A 19,023-nucleotide genomic window follows, 5' to 3' on the forward strand; every position below is an offset into this window, starting at 1 on the left:
TTAGCGGTGCGCCAGTTCCACTTCGTCTTCGCTGTCCATAATGGCTTTGTCGGTCTGCTTCATCAGCTGGCTGGTGATGGTGCCGGCAGCCATGGAGCCGTTGACGTTCAGCGCGGTGCGGCCCATGTCGATCAGCGGTTCGACCGAAATCAGCAGGGCGACCAGCGTGACCGGCAGGCCCATCGCCGGCAGCACGATCAGCGCGGCGAAGGTGGCGCCGCCGCCAACGCCGGCCACGCCGGCGGAGCTGATGGTGACGATGCCGACCAGGGTGGCGATCCACACCGGATCCAGCGGGTTGATGCCGACGGTCGGCGCAACCATCACCGCCAGCATCGCCGGGTACAGGCCCGCGCAACCGTTTTGGCCGATAGTGGCGCCGAACGAAGCCGAGAAGCTGGCGATGGATTCCGGCACGCCCAGACGGCGGGTCTGCGCCTCAACGTTCAGCGGAATGCTGGCGGCGCTGGAGCGGCTGGTGAAGGCGAAGGTGATGACCGGCCATACCTTGCGGAAGAACTTCATCGGATTGACGCCGGTAAAGGCCAGCAGCGCGGCGTGTACCGCAAACATGATCGCCAGACCGAGGTAGGACGCGATCACGAAGCTGCCGAGCTTGACGATGTCGTGGATGTTGGAGCCGGCGACCACTTTGGTCATCAGCGCCAGCACGCCGTACGGGGTCAGCTTCATCACCAGGCGAACCAGCTTCATTACCCAGGCCTGCAGGGTATCGATAGCCACCAGCACGCGCTCGCCTTTCGGCTTGTCGTCTTTCAGCAGCTGCAGCGAGGCCACGCCGAGGAAGGTGGCGAAGATCACTACGCTGATGATCGAGGTCGGGCTGGCGCCGGTCAGGTCGGCGAACGGGTTTTTGGGAATAAAGGACAGCACCATCTGCGGTACGGTCAGGTCGGCCAGTTTGCCCACGTAGTTGCTCTGGATCGCCGACAGACGCGCGCTTTCCTGCGCGCCCTGCACCAGGCCTTCGGCGGTCAGGCCGAACAGGTTGGTCACCAACACGCCGACCAGCGCTGAAATCAGCGTGGTGAACAGCAGGGTGCCGATGGTCAGGAAGCTGATTTTGCCCAACGACGACGCGTTATGCAGCTTGGCGACCGCGCTCAGGATCGAGGCGAACACCAAAGGCATCACGATCATTTGCAGCAGTTGCACATAGCCGTTGCCGACGATGTTGAACCAGCTGATGGACTCTTTCAGTACCGGGTTGTCGGAGCCGTATACCAGCTGCAGCGCCAGACCGAACACCACGCCGATCGCCAGACCGACCAATACTTTTTTCGCCAGGCTCCATTGCTTGTGGCGAGTTTGCGCCAACAGCAAAAGGAGGGCGACAAAGACCACCACGTTAATTACGAGCGGAAGATTCATCCCCAATGTCTCCAATAATCTTTTCTTATATAAAAATGGCTACGCACCAGCCTGTAGCGATGCCAATATCCTAACAGTTTGGTGAATGGCCTACTTATATCCAAATGGAATTTGATATAGCTTTTTGTTTATATTTGTTTAATTAATATTCTTTCTGATGATTAATTAGTCGGCGATCGCGATCACAGTTTGATATTTTTTATCTGCTCGAAATACGATTGCACCGGGATGGTGCATCCGCCTTGCCAATAGATGGCGAAGGCGACCAGGCAAAGGCACAGGGCGCGCTCCAGCTGATTGCCTTTTTGCGAATTCAGCAGCGGCAGGCGAAAACGCCAGCGGCAGGGCCACAGCAGCGGCACGCCGGCGGGGGTGAGCATATCGGCCAGCAGGTGGCTGAAATAACCGATGATCATGGCGTGCAACACGTCGGGTGGGATGGGCCAGCTGCGCGGCACGTCCAGTTGGAACAGCGCCATGCCGCCGGCGATCGCCAGCAGGCTGTGGGTGAAGCCGCGGTGGCCGAAGGCGCGGGCGATGGGAATGGCTATCCAGCGCAGGCGCTGGCCCAGCACCGATTTGGGGTGATCGATATCGGGCAGCAGCGAAGTCAGCAGCGCGGCCGGGATGATGTGCCACCAGTCGCCGGTGGCCAGTTCCGGGGTGACCTCGGCCTTCTTGGCGAAGATCGCGCAAGCGACAGAGAATATAAGGTGTCCTTCCGCGGTCATGCTGTTGCTATTCCGGCTGGTAAACTGTTAATTTATCCAGTATATGGGAAAATTCCCAGTAGTGGAAGCAGTTACCCTGTAACCAATTGTTTATTTTCCCCGGATTTACAACAGGTTGTTACTCCGTTGACTAACGCGTGGCCGTTTTTGGCGTCGCGCAAATAAAAAAGCCCTGCATGCAGGGCTCGAAGCGGCGTCGCCAGACGGCGTATTTTCAGCGTGCCAGCCAGCCGCCGTCGACCGCCAGCGTGTAGCCGTTGACATAGTCCGAGGCCGCCGACGCCAAAAACACCGCCGGCCCCCCATATCCTGCGGCAGACCCCAGCGCCCGGCGGGAATGCGCTCGAGGATCTCCTGATTGCGTTCTTCATCGGCGCGCAGCTGCTGCGTGTTGTTGGTGGCCATATAGCCCGGCGCTATGGCGTTGACGTTGATGCCGTGCTGCGCCCATTCGTTGGCCAGCAGGCGCGTCACGCCCATCACCGCGCTCTTGGAGGCGGTATAAGAGGGCACGCGGATGCCGCCCTGGTAGGACAGCATCGAGGCGATATTAATGATCTTGCCGCCGCCGCCCTGGCGGATAAACTGCCGCGCCACCGCCTGCGCCATAAAGAACAGCGTCTTGATATTCAGGTTCATCACATCGTCCCAGTCCTTTTCGCTGAAATCGATGGCGTTTTCGCGGCGAATAATGCCGGCGTTGTTCACCAGAATATCGATGCGGCCGAATTCGGCCACCGCCTGCTCGATCAGCGGCGGGATCACCGCGATGCTGCTCAGATCGGCATTCAGGCTGAGGAAACGGCGGCCTAGCGCGCGCACCTGCTCTCGGGTCTGCTGCGGGTTGCTGCGGTTGACGCCGATAATGTCGCAGCCGGCCTGCGCCAGGCCCACCGCCATGCCCTGGCCGAGCCCGGTATCGCAGCCGGTCACCAGCGCCACTTTGCCGCTTAAGTCGAAGGAATCAAGGATCATAGCCATGCTCTCTCACCGCACGGCAAGGCGCCGTGCGGCCGGTTATCGGGGAAAAGGAGATCAGCGCAGTTCGCTGACGGCGAGGTGGTCCATGTCGCCAAATACCTGGTTTTCGCCCACCATGCCCCAGATAAAGGTGTATCGCTTGGTGCCGACGCCGGCGTGGATCGACCAGCTCGGCGAGATCACCGCCTGCTCGTTGTGCACCAGCAGATGCCGGGTTTCCTGCGGCTGGCCCATCATGTGGAATACCGCGGTTTCGTCGTCCATATCGAAGTAGAAATAGACCTCCATGCGGCGTTCATGGGTGTGGCACGGCATGGTGTTCCACAGGTTGCCCTCCGCCAGCTTGGTCAGGCCCATGGTGAGCTGGCAGGTCGGCAGCACGTCCGGCACGATAAACTTGTTGATGGTGCGGCGATTGCTGGTGGCGTCATCGCCCAGCGTCTGCGGCGAAGCCTCGGCCAGGGTGATTTTTTTGTTGGGGTAGTGAGTGTGGGCCGGTGCGCTGTTGTAATAGAACTTGGCCGGCCTGGCCGGATCCAGGCTGCTGAATTCGACCTCTTTGGCGCCCTGGCCGACATACAGCGCCTCTTCCGGGCCGATTTCGTAGCTTTCGCCGTCGACGACAATCTTGCCGGCGCCGCCGATGTTGATCGCGCCCAGTTCGCGCCGCTCCAGAAAATAGCTGACGCCCAGCTGTTTGCCCACTTCACCGCCGATGCTGACCGCTTTGCCGATCGGCATGATGCCGCCGACGATGATGCGGTCGATATGGCTGTAGGTCATGGTGTAGGTATCGGCTTCGAATATTTTTTCAATCAGAAACTCACGGCGCAGGCCGGCGGTGTCGAGTTGTTTGGCGTGATCGCTGTGAATGCTTTGACGGACGTCCATCGCAATGCCTCTCAGAGTGAAGGTGTGTAGGGAAAGCAACCGGGCAACCGGCGGCGCTGCGTGGCAGTGACAACGGCCTCCCGCCGCCCGGCGCTTTCCTGTTGCCTTCAGCATAGAGGCCTCGGCATGCTAATTCAATAAAAATGAAATAATGTTTTATTTATTTTTTGACGTAAGTCTTTTTTCTGAAAATGAAGGGGCGAGCAGGGAGAGGGAGGCGGCGCCGGCCGGCGCCGCGGGATCAGGCGAAGTACTCGGGGGTCAACTGCTCCAGGCTGTCCAGCCGGTGGTCCGCCAGCGCCCAGCGCGGGTCCTGCCGGTATTCGGCGGCCGGAATGACGATGGAGCGCATGCGCGCCGCCTTGGTGGCGATCATGCCGTTGAACGAGTCCTCCAGCGTGACGCAGCGCAGCGGATCGCTGCCCAGGCGTTCGGCGGCGATCAGGTACACTTCCGGATGCGGCTTGCTGTAGGGCAGATATTCGGCGGACACCAGCTGATCGAAGTAGCCTGCCAAATCAAACATCTTCAACACCTGCTGCTGCATATGCAGCGGCGAGGCGGAGGCCAGGCCGATATTCAGACCCTGGCTGCGGCACAGCTCCAGCGCCTGGCGCACGCCGGGCAGCAGCGGACGCGTTTCATGCACCAGCTCGATGGCACGCTCGATGATGCGCGCGGAAACCTGTTCCAGCGACGGGCCTTGCCACGGCATCGCCTGGTACCACATCTTCACCACCAAATCGATGCGCAGGCCCAGGGTGTCCGGCAGCTTGTGGCGATCGGAAAGATCCAGCCCCAGCGCGCCGAATATGTCCAATTCGGCCTGCAGCCACAGCGGCTCCGAGTCGATCAACAAGCCGTCCATATCAAAAATTGCGGTTTCAATGCGTTGCGAATAGGCCATTAACGGTGAACTCCTGCCGATGCCGGTGAATGTGCCCGTTACTTTAGCATCGACACCGGTGGGTTCAAATGGCATAACGCTTTTGGCGGTGCGGTTGCGGGTAAGCGGTTGATTTCGAATTCTCTGGCCAGGCGGGTGGCACAGCCGAAGTAAAGAAAACGGTGGGCGAGTCTTGCCAACTACGGGTAGACTTAGCCGATTAGGTTACGTCGCTAACAAGGGGAACACATGACGTATCAACAGGCCGGGCGCATCGCCATTGTGAAACGCATTCTCGGGTGGGTGGTTTTTATCCCGGCGTTGCTGTCGACGCTGATTTCGCTGCTGGGGTTTGTTTATCAGCACAGTGAAAAAACCAAGGGCATCAACGCGGTGATGCTGGATTTCGTGCACGTGATGGTGGACATGGTGCGCTTCAATACGCCATTCCTTAACCTCTTCTGGTACAACTCGCCGGTGCCCGACGTGGATAAAAGCCTGTTCAGCGGCGCCAATCTGATGTTCATCATCATTTATTTTCTGATCTTCGTTGGGCTGGCGCTGCGTGCCTCCGGCGCGCGCATGTCGCGCCAGGTGAAGTTCATCCGCGAAGGGCTGGAGGACCAGATGATTCTGGAGCAGGCCAAGGGCAGCGAAGGGCATACCCGCGAGCAGCTTGAAGCGCGCATCACGCTGCCGCACCACAGCATTTTCCTGCAGTATTTCCCGCTGTATATCTTGCCGGTGGTCATTGCGGTGGTCGCCTGGTTCGTGATCCGCTTGCTCGGGCAACTGGCCGGCGCGGCCTGATCACCCGCGACGGGGCGCCAACGGCGCCCCGTCGCGCTTTACTGCGTTTCCTGCTGCCGCAGCGCATCGACCGCGCGCTGCGCGATGACCAGATGCTGGCCGCCAAACAGGTTGCTGCGGTTGAGCAGGTAATACAGCTGATACAGCGGCTGGCGATCGATAAACCCGCTTTCCAGCGGCCAAACGCTTTGATAGCCGTCGTATATCTGCGGCGGCAGTTCCGGGTACAGCGGCAGCATCGCCAGATCGCACTCCCGATCGCCCCAGTAGCTGGCCGGATCGAACAGGATCGGGCCGTCGGCCGTCATGCCGCAGTTGGCCGGCCACAGATTGCCGTGCAGCAGGGAGGGCTGCGGCTGGTGGTGCTGCAGCCGCAGGTACACCAAATCGACTATCTCCTCGATATCACCGAAGGTCATGCCTTTTTCCGCCGCCAGCTGCAGCTGCCAACCGATGCGCTGTTCGGCGAAAAACTCCGACCAGCGGCGCTGCCAGGCATTGGGCTGCGGGGTCGTGGTCAGGTCGTTGTCGAAATCGAGGCCGAACTGCGGCTGTTCGCTCCACTGATGCAGGTGCGCCAACTGCTGGCCGAGACAATAGGCGCCATGGGCGTCGAGGGGTTTGAGCTGCTGATACTCCAGCAGCAGGAAGCTGTAGTCGCGGTCGCTGCCGACGCCGTACACCTCCGGCACCCGCACGGTCTTGCTGCGCGCCAGCAGCGCCAGCTGGTCGGCCTCGGCGGTAAAAATCGGCAGTTGTTCGCGGGCGTCGCATTTCACAAACACCTCGCTATCACCGTAACTCACGCGCCACGCCGGGTGAATGTCTCCCCCGGGCAGTTCAGTCCTTTCGCGGATCTCTGCGCTGCCAAGATGTTCACTTAACAGACGGCTAACGGCTTGCCACATGGTATCCCCCTCTGTGCTGCCTGTGAATTCATTAGGTTAGCGTCTTTCCCTGGGTGAAAACTCGACGTGGCGCACAGCTGGCGCCAACGGGCGGCGATTTTTTCATCAGCGCGCCTGCACAAAGTATATACCCTATTGATTGTTTTACGCGCAACTCTGGTCGCGGTTGGCGGGGCGCGCAGCGGCTGAGGCGGGAACCCGCCGCTGCGGCGCCATCAGGACTTGCGGTTAACCAGCGGATTTTGGTGACGCTGTAACGGGCGTAGCTTGCTGTAAAACAGAGCGATAACAAAGAAAATCGCCTGAACGATAACGATGCAGGGGCCGGTGGCGCCGTCGATGTGGAAGCTGATCAACGTGCCGAGCACGCAGGAGATAACCGAAACGACCGTCGCGGCGATCAGCATGCGGTCGAAGCTGCGGCACAGCATAAAGGCGATAATTCCCGGGGCTATCAGCATGGCGATCACCAGAATCACCCCCACCGCCTGCAGCGAGGCGACGATGGTCATCGCCAGCAGGCACAGCAGCCCGTAATGCAGCGCTTTCACCGGCAGGCCAATCACCCGCGCATGATGGGGATCGAAGCAGTAAAGCATAAAGTCTTTGCGCTTCAGCAGCACCACCGCCAGGGTGATGCCGGCGATCGCCAACGTTTGCTTCAGCTCGCCGTCGGTGATGCCCAGCATGTTGCCGAACAGGATATGGCTCAGGTGTTGATCGGTATCGATACGCGAAAACAGCACCAGCCCGAAGGCGAACATGCCGGAGAAGACGATGCCCATCACCGTATCTTCCTTCACCCGGCTGTTTTCTTTCAGGTAGCCGGTGGCCACCGCGCAGAAAATGCCGGAGAGAAACGCGCCGATGGCCAAGGGAATGCCGACCACGAACGCCACCACGATGCCGGGCAACACCGCGTGCGAGATGGCGTCGCCCATCAGCGACCAGCCCTTGAGCACCAGATAGCAAGACAGCACCGCGCATACCACGCCGGTCACGATGGCGGCGATAATCGCCCGCTGCATAAACGGGTAGGCGAAAGGCTCGCTGAGCAGTTGATACAGGTTTTCCATCAGTGGCCTCCGGTGTGTTCGCGCGCTACGCGGCGTTTGGACGCCAGCAGGCCGTGCTTGGGCGCAAAGAAGAACGCCGCCAGGAATACCAGGGTCTGCAGGGTGACAATCACGCCGCCGGTGGCGCCGTCGAGGAAGAAGCTCAGGTAGGCGCCGATGCCGCTGGTCAGCGAGCCGATAACGATGGCGGTGATCACCAAGCGGCTGAAACGGTCGGTCAGCAGGTAGGCGGTCGCCCCCGGGGTGATCACCATGGCGATCACCAGGATGGCGCCGACGGTTTGCAGCGCCGCCACGGTGCAGGCGCTGAGCAGGGTGAAGAACAGGATCTTCAGCCGCAGCGGCGACAGGCCGATCGACACCGCGTGGCTTTCGTCAAAGAACACCGCCAGCAGGTCTTTCCACACCAGGCAGAGGATCAGCAGAGAAACGCCGATGATGATCTCGACCTGCAGCACGTCTTCGTCGGCGATGCCGAGGATATTGCCGAAAATGATCGACTGCACGTTGACCGAGGTCGGGTTGAGCGAGACGATCAGCAGGCCGACGGCGAAGAAGGTGGAGAAGATGAAGCCGATGATCGCATCTTCCCGCAGTCGGGTGACGTGGCGCACCAGCGTCATCGCCAGCGCCGCCAGCATGCCGGTGAAGAAGGCGCCGGCGGCGTAGGGCAGGCCGAGGGCATAGGCGCCGGCCACGCCGGGCACCACCGAATGCGACAGCGCATCGCCCATCAGCGACCAGCCTTTCAGCATCAGGTAGGCCGACAGGAACGCGCAGGCGGCGCCGACGATGGCGCTGACCCAGATGGCTTTCACCATGTAGTTGTAGCTGAAGGGTTGCAGCAGAAGTTCCAGCATCAGGGTTGTTTCTCCTTTTGCTGGCTTTGCGTCGGCGGATCGCTCTTGGTGTGGCCATAGAACACCGCCGGCCGCTCGTCATCGGTCAGCACCGTGACGGTGCGCGGATCGTTGTCGTCATGCAGGTCCGGCCCGGACAGGTTGATATGGCGCAGCACGCCGCCGAACGCCTGCTCCAGGTTGCTCTGGGTGAAGGTGGTTTCGGTCGGGCCGGCGGCCAGCACCGTGCGGTTGATCAGGATCACCCGGTCGCAGAATTCCGGTACGCTGCCGAGGTTGTGGGTAGAGACCAGGATCAGGTGGCCTTCGTCGCGCAGCGCCCGCAGCAGGTCGATAATGGCGTTTTCGGTCTTGACGTCAACCCCGGTGAAGGGCTCGTCGAGCAGCAGCACCGTGCCCTGCTGCGCCAGCGCCCGCGCCAGAAACACGCGCTTCTTCTGGCCGCCGGACAGCTCGCCGATCTGCCGGGTGCGCAGATCGCTCAGGCCGACGCGCTCCAGCGCCTTGTCGACCCTCAGCCGATCTTCCCTCGAGGGAATGCGCAGAAAGTTCATCTTGCCGTAGCGGCCCATCATCACCACGTCTTCCACCAGCACCGGAAAGTTCCAGTCGACGTCCTCGGTTTGCGGCACGTAGGCGATCAGGTTTTTCTTCAGCGCGTCCGCCACCGGCCTTTCGCTTAGCAGCACCCGCCCGGCGGTGGGGCGGACCAGCCCCATGATGCTTTTGAACAGCGTCGACTTGCCGCTGCCGTTGACGCCGACCAGCGCGCAGATCGAGCCGCCGCTGAGGCTGAAGCTGGCGTTGTGGATCGCGGTATGGCCATTGTTGTAGGTCACGGTCACGTCGTCCACGCTCAGCTCAGGGCGAACAAAAACCTCGGTGCTCATTGATTGAATCCTTTAGCGATGGTTTCTACGGTGACCTTGAGCAGATCGATATAGGTCGGTACCGGGCCGCCCTGGGCCGACAGCGAGTCGACATACAGCACGCCGCCGTATTTGGCGCCGGTTTCTTTGGCCACCTGCCTGGCCGGCTTGTCGGAAATGGTGCTCTCGCTGAACACCACCGGAATACTGTGGGCGCGCACCGCGTCGATCACCCGGCGCACCTGCTGTGGCGACCCCTGCTCATCGGCGTTGATCGGCCACAGATACACTTCTTTCAGCGCATAATCCTTCGCCAGATAGCTGAAGGCGCCTTCGCTGGTGACCAGCCAGCGCTGGGCCGCCGGAATACGCGACAGGCGTTCGCGCAGCGGTGCGTCCAGCGCGCCTATCCTGGCGGCGTAGGCCTTGGCGTTGCGGTTGTAGATTTCCGCATTGGCCGGATCGTGCTGCACCAGCGCTTTACGGATGTTTTCGATATACACCAGCGCGTTGCTCGGCGACATCCAGGCGTGCGGGTTCGGATTGCCGTTGTACGGGCCTTCGCGGATCGGCAGCGGGGTAATGCCGTCGGTCACCACCGCCGCCGGCACCTGTTTGATGTTTTCGAAGAAACGCTGGAACCAGCGTTCCAGGTTCATGCCGTTCCACAGGATCAGGTCGGCGTGCTGCGCCTTGACGATATCGCGCGGCGTCGGCTGGTAATCGTGGATCTCGGCGCCCGGTTTGGTGATGGATTCGACCACTGCGGCGTCGCCCGCGACGTTCTGCGCGATGTCCTGAATAATGGTGAAGGTGGTCACCACCCGCAGCTTTTTCTCCGCCAACGCGGTTTGGCTGACCAGCGCGGCGCTCAGCAACAGGCACAGCAGGGCGAAAGGGCGAAAAACAGCCGCGGTGCGCGGCGGGCGACTAGGGGGAAAGGCACAACTTTTCAATAGCATGGTGACATCTCCTGGCTCAAATGAAAATGATTATCAATATCAATTAAAGCAAAGTCAAGCGTCACCTGCAGGTTGACGGCAGGTTATTTCCCCAACTGAAAAAAATGATACCGTCAGGTGAGTTATAGCATTTTATGTATCCGTATGTAACCGCTTAACGTAGTCATCATAGGTGAAGATCTCCACCTCCGGCGTTTTTCCCAGGGCAACCTGCCCGAGGCCCTGGGCCAGCTGTTGCACATCTTCTTGATTCAACACGGTTATAAAACCAAAACTGTTGCTGCCCAGTTCGTGGTGAACGCCACTTTCGTCTGTCACCGACGTGACAAATCCTTCGCGGGTCAATTGCCCGGTCAGCTTGGCCAAATCGGTTAATCCTGCTTCCTGGTAGTGAAAAGTCACCACAAAGCACGTTGTTGCGGATTGACTCATAAATCACCTCTTGGTATATGGATAGCTTGATATTAGTCCAAAAAATTAATGCAGGCGTCCTTACAAGTTGTATATGCTACGCAACTCATTGAAAGGAGTGAGGGATTCTGTGAAAACAAAAATAGGTTGTCTGACGGCAATTCTGCTTTTGTCGGGGTGCGCCAAAGACCCGCAAACGGCAAGTACCATTTCAGGCAGTGGCACCCCGCGCGGCGGTTGGCTAAAGCAGCCCCCGCCGCAGGCACCGGTAAACCGTACGGGCACGCCGGTAGCCTATAACGATTATATTCGTCAGGCCGCCAGCAACTATGGCGTTGATGAAACCTTGATTAAGGCGATTATTCAGGTGGAGTCGGGGTTTAACCCGAATGTGGTCAGCACCTCGAACGCGGTGGGATTAATGCAGCTCAAGGCGTCTACCGCCGGGCGCGACGCCTATCGGATGAAGGGAAGGAACGGGCAGCCAAGCTCGCGCGAGTTGAAGGATCCGGCGGTCAATATTGATCTGGGAACGGCCTATATCAATATTCTTCAAAGCCAGCAGCTAGCCGGGATCAACAACCCACAGACCCTGCGTTACGCGACCATCGTTTCTTATGTCAACGGCGCGGGCGCCATGCTGCGCACCTTTTCGTCCGACAAGCGGGTGGCGGTGAACCGCATCAACCAGATGAGCCCGGATGAGTTTTATCAGCACATCCAGAAAAAGCACCCGGCCCCGCAGGCGCCGCGCTATTTGTGGAAGGTGACCACCGCCTATCAGGCGATGTCGCAGTAACCCCATCCAGTGCAAGAAACGGCCGCTTCAAGCGGCCGTTTTTAGGTTCAATCACCGGCAAAATAGCGACCCATCTCTCATTTCTTGTTATTTCCCATCCTGTTACCTGAAAAACCGCACGAAAAGTTAAATTTACATTAACGACAAAATCTTTACGTTTATTCAGCAAGTTACCGGTAACATTTTTGCCGTCGCTCACATTCTGGTCTTCAATAAATATACAAATAAGTAACAAATTATTTTAAAAACCCGTATCGACCGCAAGGTTGAGGTTAAATAGTTGTGATTATCTTTGGATGGAATGTGACATGTCGGACGATAAAACTAACAATTCACGGCGCGATTTCCTGCTGAAATCGATGACCTTAATTCCCGCGGCGGTGATCGGCGGCAGCGGCGTTAGCGCCCTGACGGCCTCGGCCCCCGCGGTTGCCGCAACAGACACCGAAAAACACCCCGATTACCAACCGACCTTCTTCACCCCTGAAGAGTGGGCGTTCGTCAAGGCGGCCGTGGCGCGGCTGATCCCGGCCGACGAGCGCGGCCCCGGCGCGCTGGAAGCCGGCGTGCCGGAGTTTATCGATCGCCAGATGAACACCCCGTACGCCACCGGATCGATCTGGTATATGCAGGGGCCGTTCAACCCGGACGCGCCGAAGGAAATGGGCTACCAGCTGCCGCTGGTGCCGAAGCAGATTTACAACCTCGGCATCGCCGACGCCGACGCCTACAGCAAAAAAACCGCCGGCAAGCCGTTTGCCGAGCTGGACGCCGCGCAGCAAGACGCCATGCTGCAGAAGTTTGAGTCCGGCGATGCGCAATTCGACCAGCTGCCCGCCAAGCTGTTTTTCTCTTACCTGCTGCAAAACGCCCGCGAAGGTTTCTTCAGCGATCCGATCCATGGCGGCAATAAAGACATGGTCGGCTGGAAGCTGATTAATTTTCCCGGCGCGCGCGCCGACTTTATGGACTGGGTTGAGCGAGGGGAGCGATATCCCTTCCCACCGGTATCAATTCGTGGGGAGAGAGGCTAACCATGGCAACGGTAATGAAAAAAGTAGACGCGGTGATCGTCGGCTTCGGCTGGGTCGGCGCGATCATGGCCAAAGAGCTGACCGAGGCCGGTCTCAACGTAGTGGCGCTGGAGCGCGGCCCGATGCGCGACACCTACCCGGACGGCTCGTATCCGCAGGTGATCGACGAACTGACCTATAACATCCGCCGCAAGCTGTTCCAGGATCTGTCGAAAAGCACGGTGACCATTCGCCACAACGGCAGCCAGACCGCGGTGCCTTACCGCCAGCTGGCGGCGTTCCTGCCGGGCACCGGCGTGGGCGGCGCGGGGCTGCATTGGTCCGGCGTGCATTTCCGCGTCGATCCGATCGAGCTGCGCATGCGCAGCCACTACGAAGAACGCTACGGCAAAGGCTTTATTCCGAAGGACATGACCATTCAGGACTTCGGCGTCACCTACGACGAGCTGGAACCCTTCTTCGACAAGGCGGAAAAAGTGTTCGGCACCTCCGGCACCGCCTGGACCATCAAGGGGCAGAAGGTAGCGCAGAAGGGCGGCAACCGCTTCGCGGCCGACCGTTCCAGCGATTTCCCGCTGCCGGCGCAGAAGAATACCTTCTCCGCCCAGCTGTTCGAGAAGGCGGCGCTGGAAGTGGGCTATCATCCCTATAACCTGCCTTCCGCCAACACCTCCGATTCGTACACCAACCCGTACGGCGCGCAGATGGGGCCATGCAACTTCTGCGGTTTCTGCAGCGGCTATGCCTGCTACATGTATTCCAAGGCTTCGCCGAACGTCAACATTCTGCCGGCGCTGCGCATGGAGAAACGCTTCGAGCTGCGCACCAACGCCAACGTGCTGAAGGTCAACCTGACCGACGACAAGTCCCGCGCCACCGGGGTTAACTATATCGACGCGCAGGGCCGTGAAATCGAACAGCCGGCCGAGCTGGTGATCCTGGGCGCGTTCCAGTTCCACAACGTGCACCTGATGCTGCTGTCGGGCATCGGCAAGCCTTACGATCCGGTGACCGGCGAAGGGGTGGTCGGGCGCAATTTCGCCTACCAGAACATGACCACCATCAAGGCGTTCTTCGATAAGGACGTGTTCACCAACCCGTTCATCGGCGCCGGCGGCAACGGCGTGGGCGTGGACGACTTCAACGCCGACAACTTCGACCACGCCAAAGAAGGCTTCGTCGGCGGTTCGCCGTTCTGGGTCAACCAGGCGGGCACCAAGCCGATCTCCGGCCTGCCGACCCCGCCGGGCACCCCAGCCTGGGGCAGCAAGTGGAAGGCGGCGGTGGCGGATGCCTATACCCACCACATCTCGATGGACGCCCATGGCGCGCATCAGTCGTACCGCAACAACTATCTGGACCTCGATCCCAACTACAAGAATGTGTTTGGCCAGCCGCTGCTGCGCATGACCTTCGACTGGCAGGAAAACGACGTCAAGATGGCGCAGTTCATGTACGACAAGATGGCGCCGATCGCCAAGGCGATGAACCCGAAACTGATCGCCGGCAGCCCGAAAAACGCCAACAGCCACTTCGACACCACCAGCTACCAGACCACCCATATGAACGGCGGCGCGGTGATGGGGGAAGATCCGAAGACCAGCGCGGTGAACCGCTATCTGCAGAGCTGGGACGTGCACAACGTGTTCTCGATCGGCGCATCGGCCTTCCCGCAGGGGCTGGGCTACAACCCGACCGGCACCGTGGCCGCGTTGGCTTACTGGTCTGCGCGCGCCATTCGTGAGCAGTATCTGAAGAACCCGGGCCCATTGGTGCAGGCATAAGGACGGCGAGCGATGAAAGCATTTGTACCGGCACTGGTTCTCAGTGCACTGAGTTTTTCCGCGTGGGCGCAGGACGCGACGGTCAGCAGCGAGCTGATCAAGCGCGGCGAGTATCTGGCGCGCGCCGGCGACTGCGTGGCCTGCCACACCAACGGCAAGAGCGGTAAGACCTTCGCCGGCGGTCTGGCGATGGAAACGCCGATCGGCACCATTTACTCCACCAACATCACGCCGGACAAGAAAACCGGCATCGGCGATTACAGCTTCGAAGATTTCGACAACGCGGTGCGCAAAGGGGTGGCCAAAAACGGCAGTACCCTGTACCCGGCGATGCCGTATCCGTCGTTCGCGCTGGTGAAAGAGGACGACATGCGCGCCATGTACGCCTATTTCATGCACGGCGTGCCGCCGGTGGAGCAGGCCAACCAGGACTCCGATATCCCCTGGCCGCTGTCGATGCGCTGGCCGCTGAGCATCTGGCGCGGCATTTTTGCCCCGACGCCGGCGGATTTTGTGGCTGACGCCAAGGCCGACCCGGTAATCGAACGCGGCCGTTATCTGGTCGAAGGCCTGGGCCACTGCGGCGCTTGCCACACGCCGCGCAGCATCACCATGCAGGAGAAGGCGCTGAGCAATAACGACGGCGACGACTATCTGTCCGGCAGCAATGCGCCGATCGACGGCTGGGTGGCGTCGAGCCTGCGCAGCGATCGCCAAGACGGGTTGGGAAGCTGGAGCGAAGCCGAACTGACCGAGTTCCTGAAAACCGGCCGCAACGACAAGTCGATCGTGTTCGGCGGCATGAGCGACGTGGTGGAGCACAGCCTGCAGTACCTGAGCGATGAAGATCTGACGGCGATCTCGCGCTACCTGAAATCGCTGCCGCCGAAAGGCGGCCAGCCGCAGGCGGCGCCGGTGGAAGACAGCGTCGCCAAAGACCTGTGGCGCGGCAACGACAGCAAGCCGGGCGCGGCGCTGTACGTCGATAACTGCGCGGCCTGCCACCGCACCGACGGCGTGGGCTACAAACGCGCCTTCCCGGCGCTGAAGGGCAATCCGGTGGTGCAAACCGAAGACGCCACTTCGCTGATCCACATCGTGCTGACCGGCAACACCACGCCGGCGGTGAAAGGGGCGGTATCCAACATCACCATGCCGCCGTTCGGCTGGCGGCTGAACGATCAGCAGGTGGCGGATGTGGTGAACTTCATCCGCTCCAGCTGGGGCAACAGCGCCAAACCGGTGAGCGCCTCCGACGTGGCCGACGTGCGTAAAGACCGCTCGATGATCCGCGACGAGCGCGAAATGGGCAGCGCCGCGGTGCCGGATCACCCGGACGCCAACAAGTAACCTCCTGTTGAGGGCCTCGCAAGAGGCCCTCCGTTTTTGCGGCCTTCAGCCGGTTTTGACAGCATTTTCTGCTCGCAAATCACCCAGTCAGCCGACAAAACATAGACCCGGGCGGCATTTTTCATTATTCTTTGCCGTCCTTCCGTCAGGCAAAAGTATGAAATATTGCTTTAATCATCTGATTAATATTAAAAAACTCGCGGAGAAGGATATCCCGTTAAGCGCAATCGTTGTCGCTGCAGATTAAGGTAGACTGTCTCATGAGTACGATTTCTCCCGATTCAGGCCGGCTGGCGACCGCTCAGCAGGCCAATAAATGGAACAAGACCGACACCGTCTGGATGTTCGGCCTCTACGCCACCGCGGTGGGCGCAGGCACCTTGTTCCTGCCGATCAACGCCGGCCTGAACGGCCCGCTGGTGCTGTTGCTGATGGCGCTGTTCGCTTTCCCGCTGACCTATTTGCCGCACCGGGCGCTGAGCCGCTTCGTACTTTCCGGTTCGAGCCGCGACGGCAACATCCACGACGTGGTGGTCGAACACTTCGGCGTGCTGGCCGGCAAGATCATCATGGTGCTGTACCTGATGGCGTTTTTCCCGATCGTGCTGGTGTACAGCATTTCGATCACTAACGCGCTGGACAGCTTCCTGATCCATCAGTTCCACCTGACGCCGTTGCCGCGCATCTGGCTGAGCCTGGCGGTGGTGACGGTGTTAAATCTGGTGCTGCTGCGCGGCAAGGACAGCATCGTGGCGGCGATGGGCATGCTGGTGTTCCCGCTGCTGGTGTTCCTGATGGGCATCTCGCTGTACCTGATGCCGACCTGGAATACCGCCAACTTCGCCAGCGGCCTGGCCAATACCCGGTTCGACAGCCCGGCGCTGTGGCATTCGCTGTGGTTGGCGGTGCCGGTGATGGTGTTTTCCTTCAGCCATGCGCCGATCATCTCGTCTTTCGCCTCCACGCAAAAAAGCCTGTATGGCGAGCTGGCAGAGCGCCGCTGCGCGCGCATCATGCGCTACAGCTATCTGCTGATCTGCGTCACCGTGCTGTTTTTCGTCTTCAGCTGCGTACTGAGCCTGTCGCATGAGGAAATGCAGCAGGCGAAAGATCAAAACATCACCGTGCTGACGACGCTGGCCAACAAGTTTTCCAATCCGCTGATTGCCTATCTCGGGCCGGTGATGGCGATGCTGGCGATGGCCAAATCCTTCCTCGGCACCTCGCTGGGCGTGACCGAAGGGGCGACCAGCCTGATCGACGGACTGACGCGCGCGGTCGGCAAGCCGCTGAGCTCGCGGGTGACTCACCGCATCTCTGCGGTGGCGCTGTTCCTGCTGACCTGGGCGGCGACGGTGTGGAACCCCAGCGCCTTGCATATCATCGAGACCATCAGCGGGCCGTTGATTGCGGCGATCCTGTTTATCCTGCCGATGTATGCGGTGCGCGCGGTGCCGGCGATGCGCCGCTATCGGGCGCTGAGCAACGCGTTCGTGCTGGTGATGGGGCTGATTGCGCTGTCGGCGCTGATTTACGGCCTGGTGTGATGTTCGCCGCCGCCGCCGGCGGATAGACGAGAAAGAGCGCGATTTATCGCGCCCTTTTTTCTGCTCAGGCGGCGCCCGGCGCGTAGGTGGAGATAATCTCCAGCACGCCGTTGATAATGAACTGCACCCCCATGCAGACCAGCAGGAAGCCCATCAGCCGCGAGATAGCCTCGATGCCGCTTTTGCCCACCAGGCGCATGATGGCGCCGGAACTGCGCAGGCAGACCCACAGGATCACCGCCACCGCCAGAAAGATCGCCACCGGCGCCACCAGCAGCACCCAGTGGGCGAATCCCAGCGTGTTTTCTTTGACGCTCGACGCGGAGCTGATGATCATCGCAATGGTCCCCGGCCCGGCGGTGCTGGGCATCGCCAAGGGCACGAAGGCGATATTGGTCGAGGTTTTTTGGCGCAGCTCATGGGTTTTGCTTTCCACCTCCGGCGCCTCGTCCGCGCTCTGCTGCGGGAACAGCATGCGGAAGCCGATAAAGGCGACGATCAGCCCGCCGGCGATGCGCAGGCCGGGAATGGAAATGCCGAAGGTGTTCATGACCACCTGACCGGCGTAGAACGCCACCGTCATGATGAAGAACACGTAGACCGACGCCATCAACGACTGCTGATTGCGTTCTTCGCGCGTCATGTTGCCCGACAGCCCGAGCAGCAACGCCACCGTCGTGAGCGGGTTGGCCAGCGGCAGCAGCAGCACCAAACCCAGTCCGATGGCCTGGAATAACTGCAGAATACTCGTCATGTCATCAGATTCCCTGTGCAAAGTGTGAGCCGCCGTGCGACGGCAAAGCAAAGAGTAGCCTGCCTCGCCGGCGTCGGCAACGCCGCGGTGGCGGGGCTTTTGTTATTTATGGCGTTTTCACCGGGGGGCAGGGTGAAGCGCGGCTATTGCGCACCAATTGCCACGACCGCCGTGACCGGGACGCTACCATGGGCGCGCTTTAAATAATAATGAGTCTTGCCATGAAACATGATCTGTCTATTTTACTGGGGAAAGTTCGTCGTTTTCTGCTCTGCAGCGCGTTTCTGGCGGCGCTGGCGGGCCTGATCTTTATCGACGTTCACTGGCTGCATAACTTCGTCTATGAAACCTCGCTGACCGAGATTGCGCAGGAGCTGATGCTGGCTACCATCTCGGCCAGCTTCTTTATCGCCGCCTGCCGAGACGTCGCTTACCGGCCGGCATGGGTGCTGGTCGGCGGCTTTTTTCTCTGCATGCTGATCCGCGAGATGGATTTCGCCTTCGACCTGCTGTGGCATGGCGCCTGGGTGTGGTTCGCCCTGGCGGTGACCCTGGCCTGCCTGGCGTATGGCGTGCGCCATCGGGCCGCCACGCTGCGCGGCCTGGTGTATTTTACGACCCATCCCGGCTACGGCATGATGTGCGCCGGCCTGCTGTGCATTCTGGTGTTCTCGCGGCTGTTCGGCATGAACGCGCTGTGGCAGGAACTGATGCTGGAGGGCTACAACCGGGTGGTGAAAAACATGGTGGAGGAGGGCTGCGAGCTGATGGGATATGCTTTCTGCCTGGTGGCGACGCTGGACTATATGAAGAGCCCGGCCGGCGCCGATGCGGCCAAACCCTGAAGCGCGGGCGAGGCGGCGGTTTATTTATCCGGAACAATTTTAGTGATACTATTCACTTAGCCGAATACGGCCGCGAAGGTATGCTTTCCATTCTGTGTACCAAGTTAGGTATCAATCTGGCAATTGTGGGCGA

At 60.2% G+C, this 19,023-nt stretch carries 18 protein-coding genes and 1 pseudogene; 7 read left to right on the plus strand and 12 right to left on the minus strand.

Features of this window, described 5'->3' with window-relative positions:
• From D7I37_RS18605 to hxpB, 5 genes and pseudogenes are all read right to left on the minus strand, one after another.
• Positions 1-1,392, minus strand: coding sequence for an L-cystine transporter (locus tag D7I37_RS18605; protein WP_061795465.1), 1,392 nt, complete (start codon positions 1,390-1,392; stop codon positions 1-3).
• A 182-nt stretch (positions 1,393-1,574) separates the two neighbouring features.
• Entirely contained in the window at positions 1,575-2,123 is a 549-nt protein-coding gene (locus tag D7I37_RS18610) for a metal-dependent hydrolase (RefSeq protein WP_061795466.1), read from the minus strand.
• A 214-nt stretch (positions 2,124-2,337) separates the two neighbouring features.
• Positions 2,338-3,098, minus strand: a pseudogene (kduD, locus tag D7I37_RS18615) (2-dehydro-3-deoxy-D-gluconate 5-dehydrogenase KduD).
• Positions 3,099-3,158: 60 nt separating this feature from the next.
• On the minus strand, positions 3,159-3,995 hold the full coding sequence (gene kduI, locus D7I37_RS18620; RefSeq protein WP_061795467.1) for a 5-dehydro-4-deoxy-D-glucuronate isomerase: 837 nt from the start codon (positions 3,993-3,995) through the stop codon (positions 3,159-3,161).
• A gap of 241 nt (positions 3,996-4,236) precedes the next feature.
• Positions 4,237-4,902: a hexitol phosphatase HxpB gene (gene hxpB / locus D7I37_RS18625; protein WP_061795468.1), complete on the minus strand. Its 666-nt coding sequence runs from the start codon at positions 4,900-4,902 to the stop codon at positions 4,237-4,239.
• A gap of 228 nt (positions 4,903-5,130) precedes the next feature.
• On the opposite strand from hxpB, the gene D7I37_RS18630 reads away from it, so the two are divergent.
• Complete coding sequence (locus tag D7I37_RS18630) at positions 5,131-5,691, plus strand: YniB family protein (protein ID WP_061795469.1); 561 nt, start codon at positions 5,131-5,133, stop codon at positions 5,689-5,691.
• 38 nt (positions 5,692-5,729) lie between these two features.
• Here D7I37_RS18630 and D7I37_RS18635 read toward each other — a convergent pair whose 3' ends face one another.
• The 6 genes from D7I37_RS18635 to ghoS form a co-directional block, all read right to left on the minus strand.
• Entirely contained in the window at positions 5,730-6,599 is an 870-nt protein-coding gene (locus tag D7I37_RS18635; RefSeq protein ID WP_061795470.1) for a fructosamine kinase family protein, read from the minus strand.
• A 215-nt stretch (positions 6,600-6,814) separates the two neighbouring features.
• Positions 6,815-7,675, minus strand: coding sequence for a metal ABC transporter permease (locus D7I37_RS18640; protein WP_061795471.1), 861 nt, complete (start codon positions 7,673-7,675; stop codon positions 6,815-6,817).
• Entirely contained in the window at positions 7,675-8,535 is an 861-nt protein-coding gene (locus tag D7I37_RS18645) for a metal ABC transporter permease (RefSeq protein ID WP_129544155.1), read from the minus strand. Before D7I37_RS18645 ends, D7I37_RS18640 begins: the two co-directional genes overlap by 1 nt.
• Positions 8,535-9,425, minus strand: a complete 891-nt coding sequence (locus D7I37_RS18650) for a manganese/iron ABC transporter ATP-binding protein (protein ID WP_061795473.1) — start codon at positions 9,423-9,425, stop codon at positions 8,535-8,537. Before D7I37_RS18650 ends, D7I37_RS18645 begins: the two co-directional genes overlap by 1 nt.
• Positions 9,422-10,366, minus strand: a complete 945-nt coding sequence (locus D7I37_RS18655; protein ID WP_095097221.1) for a metal ABC transporter substrate-binding protein — start codon at positions 10,364-10,366, stop codon at positions 9,422-9,424. Before D7I37_RS18655 ends, D7I37_RS18650 begins: the two co-directional genes overlap by 4 nt.
• 132 nt (positions 10,367-10,498) lie before the next feature.
• A complete protein-coding gene (gene ghoS, locus D7I37_RS18660) occupies positions 10,499-10,798 on the minus strand; it encodes a type V toxin-antitoxin system endoribonuclease antitoxin GhoS (protein WP_061795475.1) in 300 nt (99 codons plus the stop codon).
• A 109-nt stretch (positions 10,799-10,907) separates the two neighbouring features.
• On the opposite strand from ghoS, the gene D7I37_RS18665 reads away from it, so the two are divergent.
• The 5 genes from D7I37_RS18665 (at position 10,908) to D7I37_RS18685 (ending at position 17,291) form a co-directional block, all read left to right on the plus strand.
• Positions 10,908-11,576, plus strand: a complete 669-nt coding sequence (locus tag D7I37_RS18665) for a transglycosylase SLT domain-containing protein (RefSeq protein ID WP_061795476.1) — start codon at positions 10,908-10,910, stop codon at positions 11,574-11,576.
• A gap of 308 nt (positions 11,577-11,884) precedes the next feature.
• Positions 11,885-12,610 carry a gluconate 2-dehydrogenase subunit 3 family protein gene (locus D7I37_RS18670; protein ID WP_061795477.1) on the plus strand — a complete coding sequence of 242 codons (726 nt, stop codon included), beginning with the start codon at positions 11,885-11,887 and terminating at the stop codon, positions 12,608-12,610.
• Between the two features lie 2 nt (positions 12,611-12,612).
• A complete protein-coding gene (locus tag D7I37_RS18675) occupies positions 12,613-14,394 on the plus strand; it encodes a GMC family oxidoreductase (RefSeq protein ID WP_095097224.1) in 1,782 nt (593 codons plus the stop codon).
• Positions 14,395-14,406: 12 nt separating this feature from the next.
• On the plus strand, positions 14,407-15,744 hold the full coding sequence (locus D7I37_RS18680; RefSeq protein ID WP_061795479.1) for a cytochrome c: 1,338 nt from the start codon (positions 14,407-14,409) through the stop codon (positions 15,742-15,744).
• A gap of 260 nt (positions 15,745-16,004) precedes the next feature.
• Positions 16,005-17,291, plus strand: a complete 1,287-nt coding sequence (locus D7I37_RS18685; RefSeq protein ID WP_061795531.1) for a hypothetical protein — start codon at positions 16,005-16,007, stop codon at positions 17,289-17,291.
• Between the two features lie 64 nt (positions 17,292-17,355).
• On the opposite strand, the gene D7I37_RS18690 is transcribed toward D7I37_RS18685, so the two are convergent.
• On the minus strand, positions 17,356-18,045 hold the full coding sequence (locus D7I37_RS18690) for a MarC family NAAT transporter (RefSeq protein WP_095097232.1): 690 nt from the start codon (positions 18,043-18,045) through the stop codon (positions 17,356-17,358).
• 221 nt (positions 18,046-18,266) lie between these two features.
• On the opposite strand from D7I37_RS18690, the gene D7I37_RS18695 reads away from it, so the two are divergent.
• The gene (locus D7I37_RS18695) at positions 18,267-18,890 is read left to right on the plus strand and encodes a hypothetical protein (RefSeq protein ID WP_061795481.1); all 624 of its coding nucleotides are present in this window, start codon (positions 18,267-18,269) and stop codon (positions 18,888-18,890) included.
• Positions 18,891-19,023: the final 133 nt, after the last annotated feature.

Origin of the sequence: Serratia sp. 1D1416 (genome assembly GCF_003641105.1) — a bacterium.
Lineage (GTDB): Bacteria > Pseudomonadota > Gammaproteobacteria > Enterobacterales > Enterobacteriaceae > Serratia > Serratia ficaria.